This is a genomic window from Enterobacter sp. ODB01 (assembly GCF_001623605.1).
GTDB lineage: Bacteria > Pseudomonadota > Gammaproteobacteria > Enterobacterales > Enterobacteriaceae > Enterobacter > Enterobacter kobei.
Window position 1 is genome coordinate 2,119,220 of sequence record NZ_CP015227.1, and the last position, 15,605, is coordinate 2,134,824.

The 15,605-nt window shown below is 54.3% G+C and carries 13 protein-coding genes and 7 tRNA genes; 1 reads left to right on the forward strand and 19 read right to left on the reverse strand.

Annotation, left to right across the window (positions count from 1 at the left end; all coding sequences use genetic code 11):
- Positions 1 to 104: 104 nt before the first annotated feature.
- From A4308_RS10095 to miaB, 9 genes are all read right to left on the reverse strand, one after another.
- Entirely contained in the window at positions 105 to 830 is a 726-nt protein-coding gene (locus A4308_RS10095; RefSeq protein ID WP_014883001.1) for an amino acid ABC transporter ATP-binding protein, read from the reverse strand.
- Complete coding sequence (gene gltK, locus A4308_RS10100; protein WP_014883002.1) at positions 830 to 1,504, reverse strand: glutamate/aspartate ABC transporter permease GltK; 675 nt, start codon at positions 1,502 to 1,504, stop codon at positions 830 to 832. The genes A4308_RS10095 and gltK overlap by 1 nt, the downstream gene beginning before the upstream one ends.
- Complete coding sequence (gene gltJ / locus A4308_RS10105; protein ID WP_014883003.1) at positions 1,504 to 2,244, reverse strand: glutamate/aspartate ABC transporter permease GltJ; 741 nt, start codon at positions 2,242 to 2,244, stop codon at positions 1,504 to 1,506. The genes gltK and gltJ overlap by 1 nt, the downstream gene beginning before the upstream one ends.
- Positions 2,245 to 2,399: 155 nt before the next feature.
- The gene (locus A4308_RS10110; RefSeq protein WP_045281609.1) at positions 2,400 to 3,305 is read right to left on the reverse strand and encodes an amino acid ABC transporter substrate-binding protein; all 906 of its coding nucleotides are present in this window, start codon (positions 3,303 to 3,305) and stop codon (positions 2,400 to 2,402) included.
- A 409-nt stretch (positions 3,306 to 3,714) separates the two neighbouring features.
- A complete protein-coding gene (gene lnt / locus A4308_RS10115; RefSeq protein WP_045281608.1) occupies positions 3,715 to 5,253 on the reverse strand; it encodes an apolipoprotein N-acyltransferase in 1,539 nt (512 codons plus the stop codon).
- Between the two features lie 5 nt (positions 5,254 to 5,258).
- A complete protein-coding gene (corC, locus tag A4308_RS10120; RefSeq protein ID WP_014883006.1) occupies positions 5,259 to 6,137 on the reverse strand; it encodes a CNNM family magnesium/cobalt transport protein CorC in 879 nt (292 codons plus the stop codon).
- An 89-nt stretch (positions 6,138 to 6,226) separates the two neighbouring features.
- Complete coding sequence (gene ybeY / locus A4308_RS10125; protein ID WP_008501052.1) at positions 6,227 to 6,694, reverse strand: rRNA maturation RNase YbeY; 468 nt, start codon at positions 6,692 to 6,694, stop codon at positions 6,227 to 6,229.
- Positions 6,691 to 7,737 (reverse strand): PhoH family protein, encoded by a 1,047-nt coding sequence (locus A4308_RS10130; protein ID WP_014883007.1) that lies wholly within the window; start codon positions 7,735 to 7,737, stop codon positions 6,691 to 6,693. Before A4308_RS10130 ends, ybeY begins: the two co-directional genes overlap by 4 nt.
- 163 nt (positions 7,738 to 7,900) lie before the next feature.
- A complete protein-coding gene (gene miaB, locus A4308_RS10135) occupies positions 7,901 to 9,325 on the reverse strand; it encodes a tRNA (N6-isopentenyl adenosine(37)-C2)-methylthiotransferase MiaB (protein ID WP_014883008.1) in 1,425 nt (474 codons plus the stop codon).
- 135 nt (positions 9,326 to 9,460) lie between these two features.
- On the opposite strand from miaB, the gene ubiF reads away from it, so the two are divergent.
- Positions 9,461 to 10,636 (forward strand): 3-demethoxyubiquinol 3-hydroxylase, encoded by a 1,176-nt coding sequence (gene ubiF, locus A4308_RS10140; RefSeq protein ID WP_045281607.1) that lies wholly within the window; start codon positions 9,461 to 9,463, stop codon positions 10,634 to 10,636.
- Between the two features lie 116 nt (positions 10,637 to 10,752).
- Here ubiF and A4308_RS10145 read toward each other — a convergent pair.
- The 10 genes from A4308_RS10145 to nagC all read right to left on the reverse strand — a co-directional run bounded on the left by A4308_RS10145 (position 10,753) and on the right by nagC (position 15,602).
- Positions 10,753 to 10,827, reverse strand: a tRNA-Gln gene (locus A4308_RS10145).
- A gap of 36 nt (positions 10,828 to 10,863) precedes the next feature.
- A tRNA-Gln gene (locus A4308_RS10150) sits at positions 10,864 to 10,938 on the reverse strand.
- Between the two features lie 40 nt (positions 10,939 to 10,978).
- Positions 10,979 to 11,055 (reverse strand) — tRNA-Met (locus A4308_RS10155).
- 17 nt (positions 11,056 to 11,072) lie between these two features.
- A tRNA-Gln gene (locus A4308_RS10160) sits at positions 11,073 to 11,147 on the reverse strand.
- 32 nt (positions 11,148 to 11,179) lie between these two features.
- Positions 11,180 to 11,254: transfer RNA gene (locus tag A4308_RS10165), tRNA-Gln, on the reverse strand.
- A gap of 23 nt (positions 11,255 to 11,277) precedes the next feature.
- Positions 11,278 to 11,362: transfer RNA gene (locus A4308_RS10170), tRNA-Leu, on the reverse strand.
- Positions 11,363 to 11,370: 8 nt separating this feature from the next.
- Positions 11,371 to 11,447: transfer RNA gene (locus tag A4308_RS10175), tRNA-Met, on the reverse strand.
- 224 nt (positions 11,448 to 11,671) lie between these two features.
- Entirely contained in the window at positions 11,672 to 13,336 is a 1,665-nt protein-coding gene (gene asnB, locus A4308_RS10180; RefSeq protein ID WP_014883010.1) for an asparagine synthase B, read from the reverse strand.
- A 247-nt stretch (positions 13,337 to 13,583) separates the two neighbouring features.
- Positions 13,584 to 14,336 (reverse strand): ribonucleotide monophosphatase NagD, encoded by a 753-nt coding sequence (gene nagD / locus A4308_RS10185; protein ID WP_008501057.1) that lies wholly within the window; start codon positions 14,334 to 14,336, stop codon positions 13,584 to 13,586.
- Between the two features lie 45 nt (positions 14,337 to 14,381).
- Positions 14,382 to 15,602, reverse strand: coding sequence for a DNA-binding transcriptional regulator NagC (nagC, locus tag A4308_RS10190; protein WP_014883011.1), 1,221 nt, complete (start codon positions 15,600 to 15,602; stop codon positions 14,382 to 14,384).
- Positions 15,603 to 15,605 lie beyond the last annotated feature (3 nt).

Genomic DNA, 15,605 nt, shown 5'->3' on the forward strand with positions numbered 1-15,605 from the left:
AGCGTTATTTTGTGACAAGGTTAACGCTGCAATGTGGCGTCGACGAGAACAAGAGCGCGAAAGCGTGAGGCAGTGCGCAATCCGCAGATTGCGCACTGAGAAGATTAATGCAGGATTTTGGCGAGGAAATCTTTTGCACGTTCGGATTTCGGGTTCGCGAAGAACTCTTCTTTCGGCGAGTCTTCCACGATCTTCCCTTCGTCCATAAAGATGACGCGGTTGGCCACTTTACGGGCGAAGCCCATTTCGTGCGTTACCACCATCATGGTCATGCCTTCGTGCGCCAGCTCGACCATAACGTCGAGCACTTCGTTGATCATCTCTGGATCGAGCGCCGACGTCGGTTCATCAAACAGCATTGCCACCGGATCCATACACAGCGCGCGTGCGATTGCTACACGCTGCTGCTGACCACCCGAAAGCTGCGCCGGGAACTTATCGGCATGCGCCGAGAGCCCAACGCGCTCCAGAAGCTTAAGGCCTTTCTCACGCGATGCTTTTTTATCGCGCTTAAGCACTTTCACCTGCGCCAGCGTCAGGTTCTCGATGATGGAGAGGTGAGGGAACAACTCAAAGTGCTGGAACACCATACCAACATGAGAGCGAAGCTGGGCAAGGTTGGTTTTTTTGTCGTTCACTTTGGTGCCGTTAACAACAATTTCGCCCTGCTGCACAGGTTCCAGACCGTTAACGGTTTTGATCAGCGTGGACTTACCGGAACCGGACGGGCCGCACACCACCACCACGTCGCCTTTTTTCACTTCCGTGGAGCAGTCGGTCAGCACCTGAAAGTGCCCATACCATTTAGAAACATTTTTCAGGGAAATCATTATACCGTCCTTTTCTTCAGCCAGCTGACCAACAGCGACGCGCTTAAACTAATCACAAAATAGACCGCGCCCGCGAAGAGCACCATCTCGACCTGCGTACCATCACGTTCACCGATGGTTGACGCGGTACGGAAGAAGTCTGCCAGACTCAGGACATACACCAGCGAGGTATCCTGGAACAGCACAATGCCCTGGGTCAACAGGAGCGGAACCATGGCGCGAAACGCCTGCGGCAGAATAATCAGCTGCATGGACTGCCAGTGCGTCATCCCCAGCGCCAGCGCGGCGCTGGATTGCCCGCGGGAGATGCTCTGAATGCCCGCGCGGATAATCTCTGAGTAGTAAGCGGCCTCAAACATTGAGAACGCCACCATCGCCGAGATCAGGCGGATATCGGTTTTTGGTGACAGCCCCAGGACGTTTTGCAGGAAGCCGGGAACAATCAGGTAAAACCACAGCAGCACCATCACCAGCGGGATGGAGCGGAAAACGTTAACGTAGGCGGTCGCAAACCACGCGAGCGGCTTAAAGCTCGACAGGCGCATCACCGCCAGCAGGGTGCCCCAGACGATACCAATGATGATGGCGATAACGGTGATTTTTAAGGTAATCACCAGGCCATCCAGCAGGTAAGGCATGGAAGGAACGATAGAACTCCAGTCAAATTCGTACATTATTTGCCCCCCAGATTGCCCGGCAGGCGTACTTTGCGTTCAACCAGGTTCATCACCAGCATGATGAAAGCGTTAATCAGAACATACGCGAGCGTGATTGCGGTGAAGGATTCCCATGCGTGAGCGGAGTAATCCAGCAGCTTGCCCGCCTGGGCCGCCATATCGACCAGGCCGATCGTGGAGGCGATGGCCGAGTTTTTCACCAGGTTCATCATCTCCGAGGTCATCGGTGGCACGATAACGCGGTAGGCGTTAGGCAGCAGCACGTAGCGGTAGGTTTGCGGCAGGGTCAGACCCATCGCCAGACCCGCATTTTTTTGTCCGCGGGGTAATGACTGAATGGCGGCACGCACCTGCTCACAAACGCGCGCAGCGGTAAACAGCCCCAGACACATCATGGAGGAGACAAAGAACTGCACATTTGGATCCAGCTCCGACTTGAACCACATGCCAATATTTTCCGGCAGCAGTTCCGGGATAACCAGATACCAGGTAAAGAATTGCACGATGAGCGGAACGTTACGGAACAGTTCCACATAGAGAGTGCCCAGTGTTGAAAGAAAACGGTTAGGGACGGTGCGCAGAATACCGAACAGCGAACCGACAAGAAACGCGATAATCCACGCTGTTATCGATAGTGCCACGGTGACCTGGAAGCCGCTCCACAGCCAGCCAAGATAGGTGGTGTTGCCGAACGGGGCTTGTTGCAGGAATATGCCCCAGTTCCAGTCTATTGACATAATAAACTCCAGAAAAAAAAGGGTAGCAGCGCTACCCTCGAAGATTGGTGAGAAGCTCATTTTTCGCGCTGAGTGGGGAACGACCACTCAACGTATAGTCTGTCCATGCTTCCCGACAATCGAGAGGGCAGGAGATCCCGCCCCTGTTGTTCTAATTAGTTAAGAGCCTTGTCATTTGGAGATTTGAACAGCGCTTTCATGTCTTCAGACAGTTCAAAGTTCATGTTGAGATTTTTTGGTGGAATCGGGTTCTTGAACCATTTGTCGAACCATTTTTCCGCTTCGCCGGAAGTCTGCACCTGGGCGATAGTGTCATCGATCAGCTTCTTGAACTGCGGATCGTCTTTACGCAGCATGCAGCCGTAAGCTTCTTTTGACTGCGCGGTGCCGACGATATCCCAGTTGTCTGGTTTCTTCGCTTTCGCACGCTCGCCCGCCAGCAGGGCGTCATCCATCATAAACGCGACGGCACGGCCACTTTCCAGGGTACGGAAGGAGTCGCCATGATCTTTCGCGCTGATGATGCGCATATCCATTTTCTTCTCGTCGTTCAGCTTGTGCAGCAGCACTTCTGAGGTGGTACCGGACGTTACGACGACCGCTTTGCCTTTCAGGTCAGCAAAATCTTTGATATCACCGCCTTTCTTCGTCAGCAGACGGGTGCCCACGACAAAGATGGTGTCAGAGAAAGCGGCCTGTTTCTGGCGCTCGAGGTTGTTAGTGGTAGAGCCACACTCAAAATCAAAGGTGCCGTTTTGCAGCAGTGGAATACGGTTCTGTGAAGTGATTGGGATCAGCTTCACCTGCAGGTCAGGTTTGTTCAGCTTTTTCTTCACAGCTTCAACGATGGCGTTGGAGTAATCCTGTGAATAGCCCACGACTTTTTGCGTGTTGTCGTAGTAAGAGAACGGGACAGAAGATTCACGGTGGCCGACCACGATCACGCCGTTTTTGGCAATCTTGTCGAGAGTACTGCCTGCTGCCGGAGCATCTTCAGCGTGAACCACGCCGGCAGACATTCCCATAACCAGCATTGCTGTGGCCAGTTTACGTAATTGCATACCCAACTCCTTTCTTATCAGCGCCAGTGACGCATTGATACCCATTGTGATGTTGTTATATCTCGCGCGATGCGAGTGCAGTGTTATGCAAGCTTGTTAACATTTAGTCTGGCTTAATGTAAAGATTTTGCTGCGTTATTGTTTATTTTTGCGAAGCGCGCCGCACCATTCAGAGGCAAATATCTCCCGTTGCACCGTTTCGGTGCTACCGATGATCTACGCTGGTGCGACAAGGTTGCACGTTAAGCCAAACTGCGTTTACCTGAATAAACAAAGCAATAGGCGTGCCAGAATGGGAGTCTGGAGAGAATTGTCGGGTGGCGGCTACGCCTTACCCGACCTACGGGAACGGAAATGTAAAATGTAGGCCGGGTAAGGCGTAGCCGCCACCCGGCAGGAAGAGGGAAGATTAGCGACGACGCTGACGCAGGCTCATCAGCACGGCACCGAAACCGAACAGCGCGGTCAGGATCCACAGCGGCCAGTTGCCGGTGCGGGCATACGGCGTCAGGCCGGTGGTTGGTGTGACTTTTGTGGTCAACACCTCACGGGTGAACTGCGGGATCATGGCCTGGATTTCACCCTGTGGACCAATCACGGCGGTGATGCCGTTGTTGGTGCTGCGCAGCAATGGGCGAGCCAGCTCCAGAGAACGCATACGCGCCATCTGGAAATGCTGCCACGGGCCGATAGATTTACCGAACCACGCATCGTTGGAGATGGTCAGCAGGTAGTCGGTATCCGGGCGGAAGTTATCGCGTACCTGCTCGCCGAGAATGATTTCGTAGCAGATGGCCGCCGTCAGGGCAAGGCCGTGCGCATGCAGCTGGGGCTGTACGTACGGGCCACGGCTGAAGGAGGACATCGGCAGATCAAAGAACGGGGCCAGCGGGCGCAGAATCGACTCCAGCGGAACAAATTCACCAAACGGCACCAGGTGGTTCTTGTTGTACCGATCCGTGGAGTTGTAGCTGTATTCGCTGTCTTTGCCGAGCGTAATGATGGTGTTGTAGGTGTCATAACGGTTCTGCTGATTCAGACGCGCATCGACAATCCCGGTGATCAGCGTGCTGCCGCGCGCCAGCAGCAGGTCGTTCATCATGTTCAGGAACGGCTGCTGATTGATCTCCAGATCGGGAATGGCGGATTCCGGCCAGATGATCAGCTGCGATTTACCCATCACCTCTTCGGTGGCGTTGGCGTAGATCTTCAGCGTGTTCAGCAGCTCTTTTTCATCCCACTTCATAGATTGCGGGATATTTCCCTGCACCATGGAAACCTGCATGGTGCGCTCGGGCTCAGGCGTGAACCACTGGATATACCGTAGCGGGAAGGGCAGGGCGAACAGCACCAGCGCCACAGCGAACGGTTTCCAGCAGCGCTGGACCAGTGCCAGCACCAGCAGGCCGCTGACCACCATTAGCAGGAAGTTGATTGCCTCAACGCCCATGACCGGGGCCAGGCCTTTCAGCGGGCCATCAATCTGGCTGTAGCCGAACTGCAGCCACGGGAAGCCGGTCAGTACCCAACCGCGCAGGAATTCGGTGATTTGCCAGACCACCGGCGCGGCAATGGCGACGCGCAGCCAGGTGGTTTTAGGCCACAGGCGGGAAAGGATCCCTGCGAACAGACCGGTATACAGTGAGAGATATGCCGCGAGCAGGACGACCAGGAAGACGTTAACCGGGCCCGGCATACCGCCAAACTGGGCGATGCTGACATAGACCCAGTTAATGCCGGAGCCAAAGAGCCCCAGTCCCCAGAAGTAACCGATGGCGGCAGCCTGTACCGGACGCCGGTTCAGGGTCAGACCCTGAAGCCCCATCAGGGAGAGAATGGCCGCAGGCCAGATATCGTAAGGAGAAAAAGCCAGCGTACCGCTGGCTCCGAGTAACAGCGCCAGCAGCAAACGGACGCGCTGGCGTTCAAGTAATGGGGCAAATGCCATTTACATTAATCTTCCAGTTTTGGCACCGGTGAGTCGTCCGGCGTTCTGACATGAACCTGTATAATACGGCGGCTGTCGGCCATTGCCACTTTGAACTGGTAACCGTCGATGTCAACGGTTTCACCGCGCGCCGGAAGGTGGCCAAAGGCCTGCATCACCAGCCCGCCAATGGTATCGACCTCTTCATCGCTGAAGTGGGTGCCGAAGGCGTCGTTGAAGTCCTCAATCGAGGCCAGCGCGCGCACGGTCCAGGTGTGGCGGCTGAGTTGACGGAAGTCGATATCTTCCTCTTCGTCATACTCATCTTCGATTTCACCCACGATCAGCTCAAGAATATCCTCGATCGTGACCAGTCCGGAAACGCCGCCAAATTCATCAATAACAATCGCCATGTGGTAACGCTGAGAGCGAAACTCTTTCAGCATCCGGTCCACACGTTTACTTTCCGGCACAACCACGGCCTGGCGTAACACTTTTTCCATGCTGAAGGCTTCGGCATCGCTGCGCATAAACGGCAGCAGATCTTTCGCCATCAAAATCCCTTCGATGTGATCTTTATCTTCGCTGATGACCGGGAAACGCGAGTGGGCGGATTCGATGATCACATCGAGGCACTCGTCCAGGGTCTGGTTACGTTTCAGGGTGATCATCTGCGAGCGGGGGATCATGATATCGCGAACACGCTGGTCAGCAATGTCCATCACCCCTTCGAGCATTTCGCGCGTATCTTCGTCGATAAGGTCGTTTTGCCCGGAATCACGAATCAGCTCCAGCAGTTCATCACGGTTCTTGGGTTCGCCGTGGAAAAGCTGGTTCAGAATGAGGGAGAAAAATCCCTTTTTAGTGTTTGTCGTGTCGCTACTGTGTGAATTGTCGTCGCTCATGGCGTTTGTTAAGGGTTCTCTTGTTAGTTCAACATTTACCGCCACGCGAATTCCCTGCGCGGCGGCATAGTCGTCAGTAAGTTAACTGACTATTCTTTCTCGGCAATGTACGGATCCTCATAGCCCAGAGCAAGCATTATCTCTGTCTCGAGGGACTCCATCTCTTCCGCTTCGTCATCTTCAATATGATCGTAGCCAAGCAGATGCAGGCTGCCATGCACCACCATATGCGCCCAGTGGGCTTCCAGCGGCTTTTGCTGCTCTTTGGCTTCCTGTTCAACCACCTGGCGGCAGATGATCAGATCTCCCAGCAGCGGCATCTCGATACCCGGCGGGGCTTCGAACGGGAAAGAGAGCACGTTGGTTGGCTTATCTTTCCCACGGTAAGTCAGGTTAAGCTCATGGCTTTCTGCCTCATCCACCAGGCGAATCGTCACTTCTGATTCTTCCTGAAACTGGGGGATCACGGCATCCAGCCATTTCTGAAACTGTGCCTCATCTGGCATACCGGAATTGTCTTCACAGGCCAGCTGTAAATCGAGGATCACCTGACTCATTTCTGTTCTTGCTCCTGCGCGTCGCGCTTACGTTCTGCGGCCAGTTCGGCCCTGCGTTTTTGATCCGCCTCTTCCCAGGCTTCATAGGCGTTAACGATGCGCGCAACCACCGGATGGCGTACCACGTCTTCACTGTGGAAGAAGTTAAAGCTGATTTCATCGACTTCGGCCAGCACTTCAATGGCGTGGCGCAGGCCGGATTTGGTGCTGCGCGGCAGGTCGATCTGGGTAACGTCACCGGTAATGACCGCTTTCGAGTTAAAGCCAATACGCGTCAGGAACATCTTCATCTGTTCGATGGTGGTGTTCTGGCTTTCATCAAGAATGATGAACGCGTCGTTTAACGTGCGACCACGCATGTAGGCGAGTGGGGCCACTTCAATCACGTTACGCTCAATCAGCTTTTCGACCTTCTCAAAGCCGAGCATCTCGAACAGCGCATCGTATAAAGGACGCAGATACGGGTCGACCTTCTGACTCAGGTCGCCCGGCAGGAAGCCCAGTTTTTCACCCGCTTCCACCGCCGGACGGGTCAGCAGGATACGGCGGATTTCCTGACGTTCAAGCGCATCCACCGCCGCGGCAACGGCCAGATAGGTTTTACCCGTACCCGCCGGCCCCACGCCGAAGGTGATGTCGTGGTCGAGAATATTGGCGATGTACTGCGCCTGGTTTGGCGTACGCGGCTTAATGACGCCACGCTTGGTCTTGATGTTGATGGCCTTACCGTAGTCCGGCACACTTTCCGCGCTCTGCTCAAGCACGCGCGCCTCTTTAATGGCGAGGTGAATTTGTTCCGGTTCGATATCCTGAATTTCGCCGCGCATCGGGGCGGTATCGACATACAGGCTGCGCAGGATATCTGCAGCCGCATTGACGCAGATAGGGCGTCCGGTAAGTTTGAAGTGATTATCGCGACGATTGATTTCGATACCCAGACGTCGCTCCAGTTGTTTGATGTTGTCATCAAACGGTCCGCACAGGCTCAGCAGGCGAGCGTTGTCTGCGGGCGTTAGGCTGATTTCACGCGTATCTATGTTCAAACTGTTCCTCTTTGATTGGTTAGCTGACCCGCTGCCACCCGGCGTAATAAAACGGTCATTACCGAAATTATTCACGCCATAGAATAAAGGCGCAAGCATTGCAGATGATATTGGGGACGATGAGAGGAAATACAAGGCCTGCCGAAGCGGCAGGCCCGAAGGATTAAGGCTGGTAAATCCCCACGCCAGAATCGTTTTCTTTGCGGGTACGCGAAATGACGGATTCCGGTGACTCGGCAATACGCAGGCCCATTTCGTCTTCAGTGCGGACCACTTTCGCACGCAGTGAGTTGGTGAGCACTTCGACAATCTCAACGTCCACAAATTTACCGATCATGTCCGGGGTGCCTTCAAAGTTCACCACGCGGTTGTTTTCTGTACGACCGGAGAGTTCCATAATGCTCTTGCGCGAGGTGCCTTCTACCAGTATGCGCTGGACGGTGCCGAGCATACGGCGGCTCCAGGCGTTGGCCTGCTGGTTGATGCGCTCCTGCAGAATATACAGACGCTGCTTTTTCTCTTCTTCCGGCACATCGTCAACCATATCGGCCGCAGGGGTTCCAGGACGCGCGGAGAAGATGAAGCTGTAGCTGACGTCAAAATTCACTTCACCAATGAGCTTCATGGTGCGTTCGAAGTCATCCGCGGTTTCGCCAGGGAAGCCGACAATAAAGTCGGAGCTTATCTGGATATCCGGACGCGCTTCACGCAGCTTACGGATGGTGGATTTGTACTCCAGCACCGTATGCGGACGGCCCATCAGGTTCAGCACGCGGTCAGAGCCGCACTGAATCGGCAGATGCAGGAAGCTCACCAGCTCTGGCGTATCGCGATAGACATCAATGATGTCATCGGTGAATTCCATCGGATGGCTGGTGGTAAAGCGAATACGGTCGATACCGTCAATCGCGGCCACCAGGCGCAGCAGTTCAGCAAAGGTGCCGGTGGTGCCGTCGTAGTTCTCCCCACGCCAGGCGTTAACGTTCTGGCCCAGCAGGTTCACTTCGCGAACGCCCTGCGCGGCAAGCTGCGCGATTTCAAACAGAATATCGTCTGCCGGGCGGCTGACTTCTTCGCCACGGGTATAAGGCACCACACAGTAAGTGCAGTATTTGTTGCAGCCTTCCATGATGGAAACGAAAGCGGTCGGGCCATCTGCGCGCGGTTCTGGCAGACGGTCAAATTTCTCGATCTCCGGGAAGCTGACGTCAACGACCGGGCTACGATTACCGCGAACCTGGTTGATCATCTCCGGCAGGCGGTGCAGGGTCTGCGGGCCAAAGACGATATCCACATAGGGGGCTCTCTGGCGGATCAGCTTACCTTCCTGTGATGCGACGCAACCGCCCACGCCGATGATCAGGTCCGGATTTTTTCGTTTGAGAAGTTTCCAGCGGCCTAACACGTGGAAGACTTTTTCCTGCGCTTTTTCACGAATTGAACAGGTGTTCAGCAGCAACACGTCGGCTTCTTTCGGATTTTCAGTCAGCTGGTATCCGTGGGTGGTGTCCAGCAGATCGGCCATCTTGGATGAATCGTATTCGTTCATCTGACAGCCCCAGGTTTTTATATGGAGTTTTTTAGTCATCGACTTGCTCAGCTCAGGATTGCAAGCCGCGTATTGTAATGCTTTGGTGGGGTTGTGACCAGTATGAAGGTTATGTGTCTCAGGACCGCAAAAATCCGGTAAACTTAAGGGATTCTCCAATAAGGAAAAATGACCATGACACTCCAACACACCGAAGTTGCCGTTGTCGGCGGCGGTATGGTCGGCGGCGCACTGGCGCTGGGGCTGGCGCAGCAGGGATTTGAGGTAACGGTAATTGAACAGGCTGCACCGCCGGCATTCGATCCCGCCAGCAAGCCGGATGTGCGCATTTCTGCTATCAGCGCGGCGTCAGTCGATCTGCTGCGCGGTCTGGGCGTCTGGGAAACGGTGCAGGCGATGCGTGCGCAACCTTACAGCCGTCTTGAAACCTGGGAGTGGGAAAATGCCCACGTTGCGTTTGATGCTGCGGAGCTGAAGCTGCCGCGCCTGGGCTACATGGTGGAAAACAATGTGCTCCAGCTGGCGCTCTGGCAGGCCCTGGAGGCGCACCCGAAGGTGACGCTGCGTGTTCCTGCGTCACTTAAGGCACTTCATACTCACGAAAGCGGCTATTTACTGACGCTCGACAGCGGTGATGAGCTGGCTGTGAAGCTGGTCGTCGGGGCGGATGGTGCCAATTCTCAGGTCAGACAGATGGCAGGTATTGGGGTACATGCCTGGCAGTATGAGCAGTCTTGTATGCTGATTACCGTCCAGTGTGAGAATTCGCCGGGTGAGAGCACCTGGCAGCACTTTACGCCGAATGGCCCGCATGCCTTTTTACCGCTATTTGATCATTGGGCGTCACTGGTGTGGTACGACAAACCGGCGCGCATTCGCCAGCTACAAGGGCTTTCAATGGAACAACTGCAGCGCGAGATCCTGCTGCACTTCCCGAGTCGTCTGGGGCATATCACGCCAGTCGCCGCTGGCGCATTCCCGCTCACGCGACGTCACGCTTTGCAGTATGCCCGTGACGGGCTTGCGCTGGTGGGGGATGCGGCACACACCATACACCCGCTGGCCGGGCAGGGGGTAAATCTTGGGTATCGTGACGTTGACGCGTTACTGGACGTTTTAAGTCATGCGCGCGGGCATGCGGAAGCGTGGTCCAGCCATCAGGTACTGAAGCGTTACCAGACGCGACGTATGGCGGATAATTTTATTATGCAGTCGGGAATGGATCTGTTCTATGCCGGGTTCAGCAATGACTTAGCGCCAGTACGTATTCTGCGTAACATTGGCCTCATGGCGGCGGAACGTGCCGGTGGGTTGAAACGTCAGGCCCTGAAATACGCTCTCGGACTTTAATCGCTGCTTCGACTATTCCCTCGCCCCTTTGGGGAGAGGGGGAGGGTGAGGGGGCATCAGGCCGCACAAACAACAAAAACAAAAAAGCCCGCAGAGCGGGCTTATTTGTTTTTAAGTGGCTGGGGTGCAGGGATTCGAACCCCGGAATGCTGGTATCAGAAACCAGAGCCTTACCGCTTGGCGACACCCCAATTGCGTTAAACAAATTGCTTAACGACTTTTTAAATTGGCTGGGGTACGAGGATTCGAACCTCGGAATGCCGGAATCAGAATCCGGTGCCTTACCGCTTGGCGATACCCCAACAATTTGTCTTGATTACCGAAAAATCGACAATCTTAATTTGGTGGCTACGACGGGATTCGAACCTGTGACCCCATCATTATGAGTGATGTGCTCTAACCAACTGAGCTACGTAGCCAGTACTGCAATCTTCGATGGCTGGGGTACCTGGATTCGAACCAGGGAATGCCGGTATCAAAAACCGGTGCCTTACCGCTTGGCGATACCCCAATACCGCGGAGAACCGCAAAATCGAAGAAATATGGCTGGGGTACCTGGATTCGAACCAGGGAATGCCGGTATCAAAAACCGGTGCCTTACCGCTTGGCGATACCCCATCCGTGCAACGCTTACCTGGGAATGGTGCGGGAGGCGAGACTTGAACTCGCACACCTTGCGGCGCCAGAACCTAAATCTGGTGCGTCTACCAATTTCGCCACTCCCGCAAAAAAGATGGTGGCTACGACGGGATTCGAACCTGTGACCCCATCATTATGAGTGATGTGCTCTAACCAACTGAGCTACGTAGCCATCTTTTTTCGCGTTACCTTATCGGCGTTGCGGGGCGCATTATGCGTATAGACCCTTGCAGCGTCAACACCTTTTTCAACGAAAATAGCCGGAATGTGACTGTTTGGTTAGGTTGCGAACAGCGTGACCGAATATTCGGCAATTATTGGTTATTAATCGTTTTTCGAGAGTGAAATGCAAGGCAAAAAAAAGGCCCCAGAGGGGCCTGATTAGAATCGTCGCGATTATTTGTAGGCAGACTGGTGAACGCCTACCGCGCGGCCTGATGGATCGTTCATCGCTTTGAAAGATTCATCCCATTCAATCGCTTTGGCAGACGAGCAGGCGACGGATGGGCCACCCGGAACACACTCTGCCGCACTCGGCACCGGGAACAGCTCTTCAAAGATTTCGCGGTACAGGTACGCTTCCTTCGAGCCCGGCGTGTTGTACGGGAAGCGGAAGCTTGCCGTTTCCAGTTGCTGGTCGGAAATCTGTTTTGCTGCCACCTCTTTCAGGGTGTCGATCCAGCTGTAACCTACACCATCAGAGAACTGCTCTTTCTGACGCCACGCCACGCTCGCGGGCAGGTATGATTCAAAACATTCGCGCAGGATATGTTTTTCCATTTTACCGTTGCCGCACATTTTGTCCTGCGGGTTGATACGCATCGCCACGTCGAGGAATTTCTTATCCAGGAACGGGACACGCGCTTCCACTCCCCATGCCGACATTGCTTTGTTGGCACGTGCACAGTCAAACATATGCAGTGCCTGCAATTTACGCACGGTCTCTTCATGCAGCTCTTTGGCGTTTGGCGCTTTATGGAAGTACAGGTAGCCGCCAAACACTTCGTCAGAACCTTCACCGGACAGGACCATCTTGATGCCCATCGCTTTAATCTTACGCGACATCAGGTACATCGGTGTTGAGGCACGAATGGTAGTAACATCATAAGTTTCAATGTGATAGATCACATCGCGGATTGCATCCAGGCCTTCCTGCACGGTGAAGTGAATTTCATGGTGCACGGTGCCCAGATGGTTTGCCACTTCCTGCGCAGCTTTCAGGTCAGGTGCCCCTTCAAGACCCACGGCAAAGGAGTGCAGCTGCGGCCACCAGGCTTCGGAGCGCTCCTGATCTTCCACGCGGCGAGCGGCGAATTTCTTGGTGATCGCGGAGATCACGGAGGAGTCCAGACCGCCGGAGAGCAGCACGCCGTAAGGTACATCTGACATCAGGTGGCTTTTCACGGAATCTTCCAGCGCCTGACGCAGCTCGGCTTTATCCGTCACGTTGTCTTTAACCGCGTCATAATCGAACCAGTCGCGCTGGTAGTACGGACGGATCTCACCGTCTTTACTCCACAGATAGCTGCCTGCCGGGAACTCTTTAATGGTGCGGCAGACCGGTACCAGAGCTTTCATTTCAGAGGCAACATAGAAGTTGCCGTGTTCATCGTGGCCCATGTACAGCGGGATAATACCGATATGGTCGCGGCCAATCAGATACGCGTCTTTTTCGCTATCGTACAGGGCGAAGGCAAACATACCCTGCAGGTCGTCCAGGAATTCCGGACCTTTCTCCTGATAGAGCGCCAGAATCACTTCACAGTCAGACCCGGTCTGGAAGGCGTAGCGATCGCCGTACTCGGCGCGCAGCGCCTGATGGTTATAGATTTCACCGTTAACAGCCAGCGCGTGCGTTTTTTTCTCGTTATACAGCGGCTGTGCACCGGCGTTGACGTCTACGATAGACAGACGTTCGTGAGCCAGAATCGCTTTATCACTGGCGTAAACGCCTGACCAGTCCGGGCCGCGATGGCGCATCAGGCGGGACAGTTCGAGTGCTTTTTTACGCAGTTCGCCTGCGTCAGTTTTAATATCCAGTACGCCAAAAATTGAACACATAACCTTCTCCGTTAACCCTGTTGCTTTGTAATGTTGCTTGCTTATGAAAATGCCGCAAAGGGAGAAGGGGCGCAAGAGATTTACGGGCGAAAACGGAAATAGTGCAATGGTGATTGCGGAATAGTGAAAAAGAGTACGCCATGAACACTTTTATTGATGATTATGCAATAAAGTGCGCTTTTTGTTAGATATGGTTTTATTTGTAAGGGCTAAAAATGAAAAACCACGCCCTGAGCGTGGTTTAGTATCAGATAATGTCAATTTCATCGACGGAGGGGTAAATCCAGCTTGGTCGGAACGGCATCGAATCAATGTCATCAAGCTGCGAGACGCCGGACAGCACCAGAATGGTTTCCAGACCCGCCTGGAAGCCGGCCAGAATATCCGTACGCAGGTTATCGCCGACAATAACCGTTTCTTCTGAGTGGGCCTGCATTTTATTGAGCGCGGCGCGGATGATCCACGGGCTTGGTTTGCCGACATAGAATGGCTTGCGCCCGGAGATTTTTTCAATACCGGCACACAGCGCGCCACAGGCCGGATAAAAACCTCGACCGTGGGTATCCGGGTTGGTGGCAATGAAGCGCGCGCCGTTGGCAACGAAGAACGAGGCTTTATGCATCATCTCCCAGTTATAGGAGCGCGTTTCACCCACAATCACGAAGTCCGGATTGACATCGGTAATCGTAAAGCCCGCTTTATACAGCTCGTGGATCAGCGCGCCTTCGCCGACCACGTACGCTTTTTTGCCTTCCTGACGTTTCAGAAAATCCGCCGTTGCCATCGCCGAGGTATAAAACACACTGTCCGGGACGTCGACGCCCGCCGTCGCAAAGCGGTTTGCCAGATCCTGACCGGTCTGAGAAGGGTAGTTCGTGAGAAGAACCAGAGGCATTCCTTTGTCGATGATGCGGTGAAGAAACTCCGCAGCACCTGGTACGGCAACGTTGTCGTGCATCAGCACGCCGTCGATATCACAAATTACATTCTTAATGGTCATGGACGTTCCGACATCAAAAAAAGAAGGCGTTACTATAAGGTCCGATCAACTTTCCAGCAAATGCTGCAGCAGAATACCGTTGAGCATGGCGCGTTTCACCAGCGCAAAAGCGCCAATTGCCGAGCGATGGTCAAGTTTTGAACGAACCACAGGGAGATTCTGGCGGAATGCTTTCAGCGCCTGGGTGTTAATACAGCCTTCAATCGCGGGGAGCAGCACCTTTTCCGCTTCAACAATTTCTCCGGCTATCACCACTTTCTGTGGGTTAAACAGGTTAATGGCGATGGCGATAGTTTTCCCCAGATGGCGCCCAACCTGCTCAATCACCTCACAGGCCAGCGCGTCGCCTTTATTGGCGGCTTTGCAGATGGTGCCTATCTTGCAATCAGCCAGCGTGACGCGACTCTGGTAACCTTGTTCAAGCAGATGGCGAACGCGCTGCTCAATGGCCGTGTTGGCGGCAATGGTTTCAAGGCAGCCGAAGTTACCGCAGTGGCAGCGTTCGCCCAGCGGCTCGACCTGAATGTGGCCGATCTCGCCGACGTTACCGTTGCGACCAATAAAAATCCGACCGTTAGAAATAATACCTGCGCCTGTCCCGCGGTGGACACGCACCAGAATAGAGTCTTCGCAGTCCTGACTCGCACCAAAGTAGTGCTCTGCCAGTGCCAGAGAACGAATATCGTGGCCGACAAAACAGGTCACTTTAAAGCGTTTTTCCAGCGCATCGACCAGCGCCCAGTTTTCCACCTGAATGTGCGGCATGTAGCGAATCACGCCGCTTTCCGGGTCGACCAGTCCGGGTAAAATCACTGAAATTGCAATGAGCTCGCGGATCTTACGCTGACAGCTCTCAATAAAGTGCGCGATGGTATTCAGCAGCGCGTGCTCCAGCGTCTCCTGGGTGCGCTCGGGAAGGGGATAGTGCTCTTCCGCAATTGCTTTGCTGCTCAGATCGTAGAGCGTGAGCGTGGTGTCATGACGGCCCAGCCGAACGCCAATCGCCTGAAAATTGCGGGTTTCGGTAATAATTGAGATAGCGCGGCGGCCCCCGGTAGAGGCCTGCTGATCGACTTCTTTGATCAAACCGCGCTCAATAAGCTGGCGGGTAATTTTTGTCACGCTGGCGGGAGCAAGCTGGCTTTGTTCGGCTATCTGAATTCGAGAGATTGGCCCGTGTTGGTCAATCAGGCGATATACCGCCGCACTGTTAAGTTGTTTAACGAGATCGACATTACCGATTTGAGCTTGTCCGCCTGGTGTCATACT

What these genes read in the sequence shown, in the direction of transcription:
- A4308_RS10095 (WP_014883001.1), bottom strand. Translation starts at nt 830, where the DNA reads ATGATTTCCCTGAAAAATGTTTCTAAATGGTATGGGCACTTTCAGGTG.
- gltK (WP_014883002.1), bottom strand. Translation starts at nt 1,504, where the DNA reads ATGTACGAATTTGACTGGAGTTCTATCGTTCCTTCCATGCCTTACCTG.
- gltJ (WP_014883003.1), bottom strand. Translation starts at nt 2,244, where the DNA reads ATGTCAATAGACTGGAACTGGGGCATATTCCTGCAACAAGCCCCGTTC.
- A4308_RS10110 (WP_045281609.1), bottom strand. Translation starts at nt 3,305, where the DNA reads ATGCAATTACGTAAACTGGCCACAGCAATGCTGGTTATGGGAATGTCT.
- lnt (WP_045281608.1), bottom strand. Translation starts at nt 5,253, where the DNA reads ATGGCATTTGCCCCATTACTTGAACGCCAGCGCGTCCGTTTGCTGCTG.
- corC (WP_014883006.1), bottom strand. Translation starts at nt 6,137, where the DNA reads ATGAGCGACGACAATTCACACAGTAGCGACACGACAAACACTAAAAAG.
- ybeY (WP_008501052.1), bottom strand. Translation starts at nt 6,694, where the DNA reads ATGAGTCAGGTGATCCTCGATTTACAGCTGGCCTGTGAAGACAATTCC.
- miaB (WP_014883008.1), bottom strand. Translation starts at nt 9,325, where the DNA reads ATGACTAAAAAACTCCATATAAAAACCTGGGGCTGTCAGATGAACGAA.
- ubiF (WP_045281607.1), top strand. Translation starts at nt 9,461, where the DNA reads ATGACACTCCAACACACCGAAGTTGCCGTTGTCGGCGGCGGTATGGTC.
- asnB (WP_014883010.1), bottom strand. Translation starts at nt 13,336, where the DNA reads ATGTGTTCAATTTTTGGCGTACTGGATATTAAAACTGACGCAGGCGAA.
- nagD (WP_008501057.1), bottom strand. Translation starts at nt 14,336, where the DNA reads ATGACCATTAAGAATGTAATTTGTGATATCGACGGCGTGCTGATGCAC.
- nagC (WP_014883011.1), bottom strand. Translation starts at nt 15,602, where the DNA reads ATGACACCAGGCGGACAAGCTCAAATCGGTAATGTCGATCTCGTTAAA.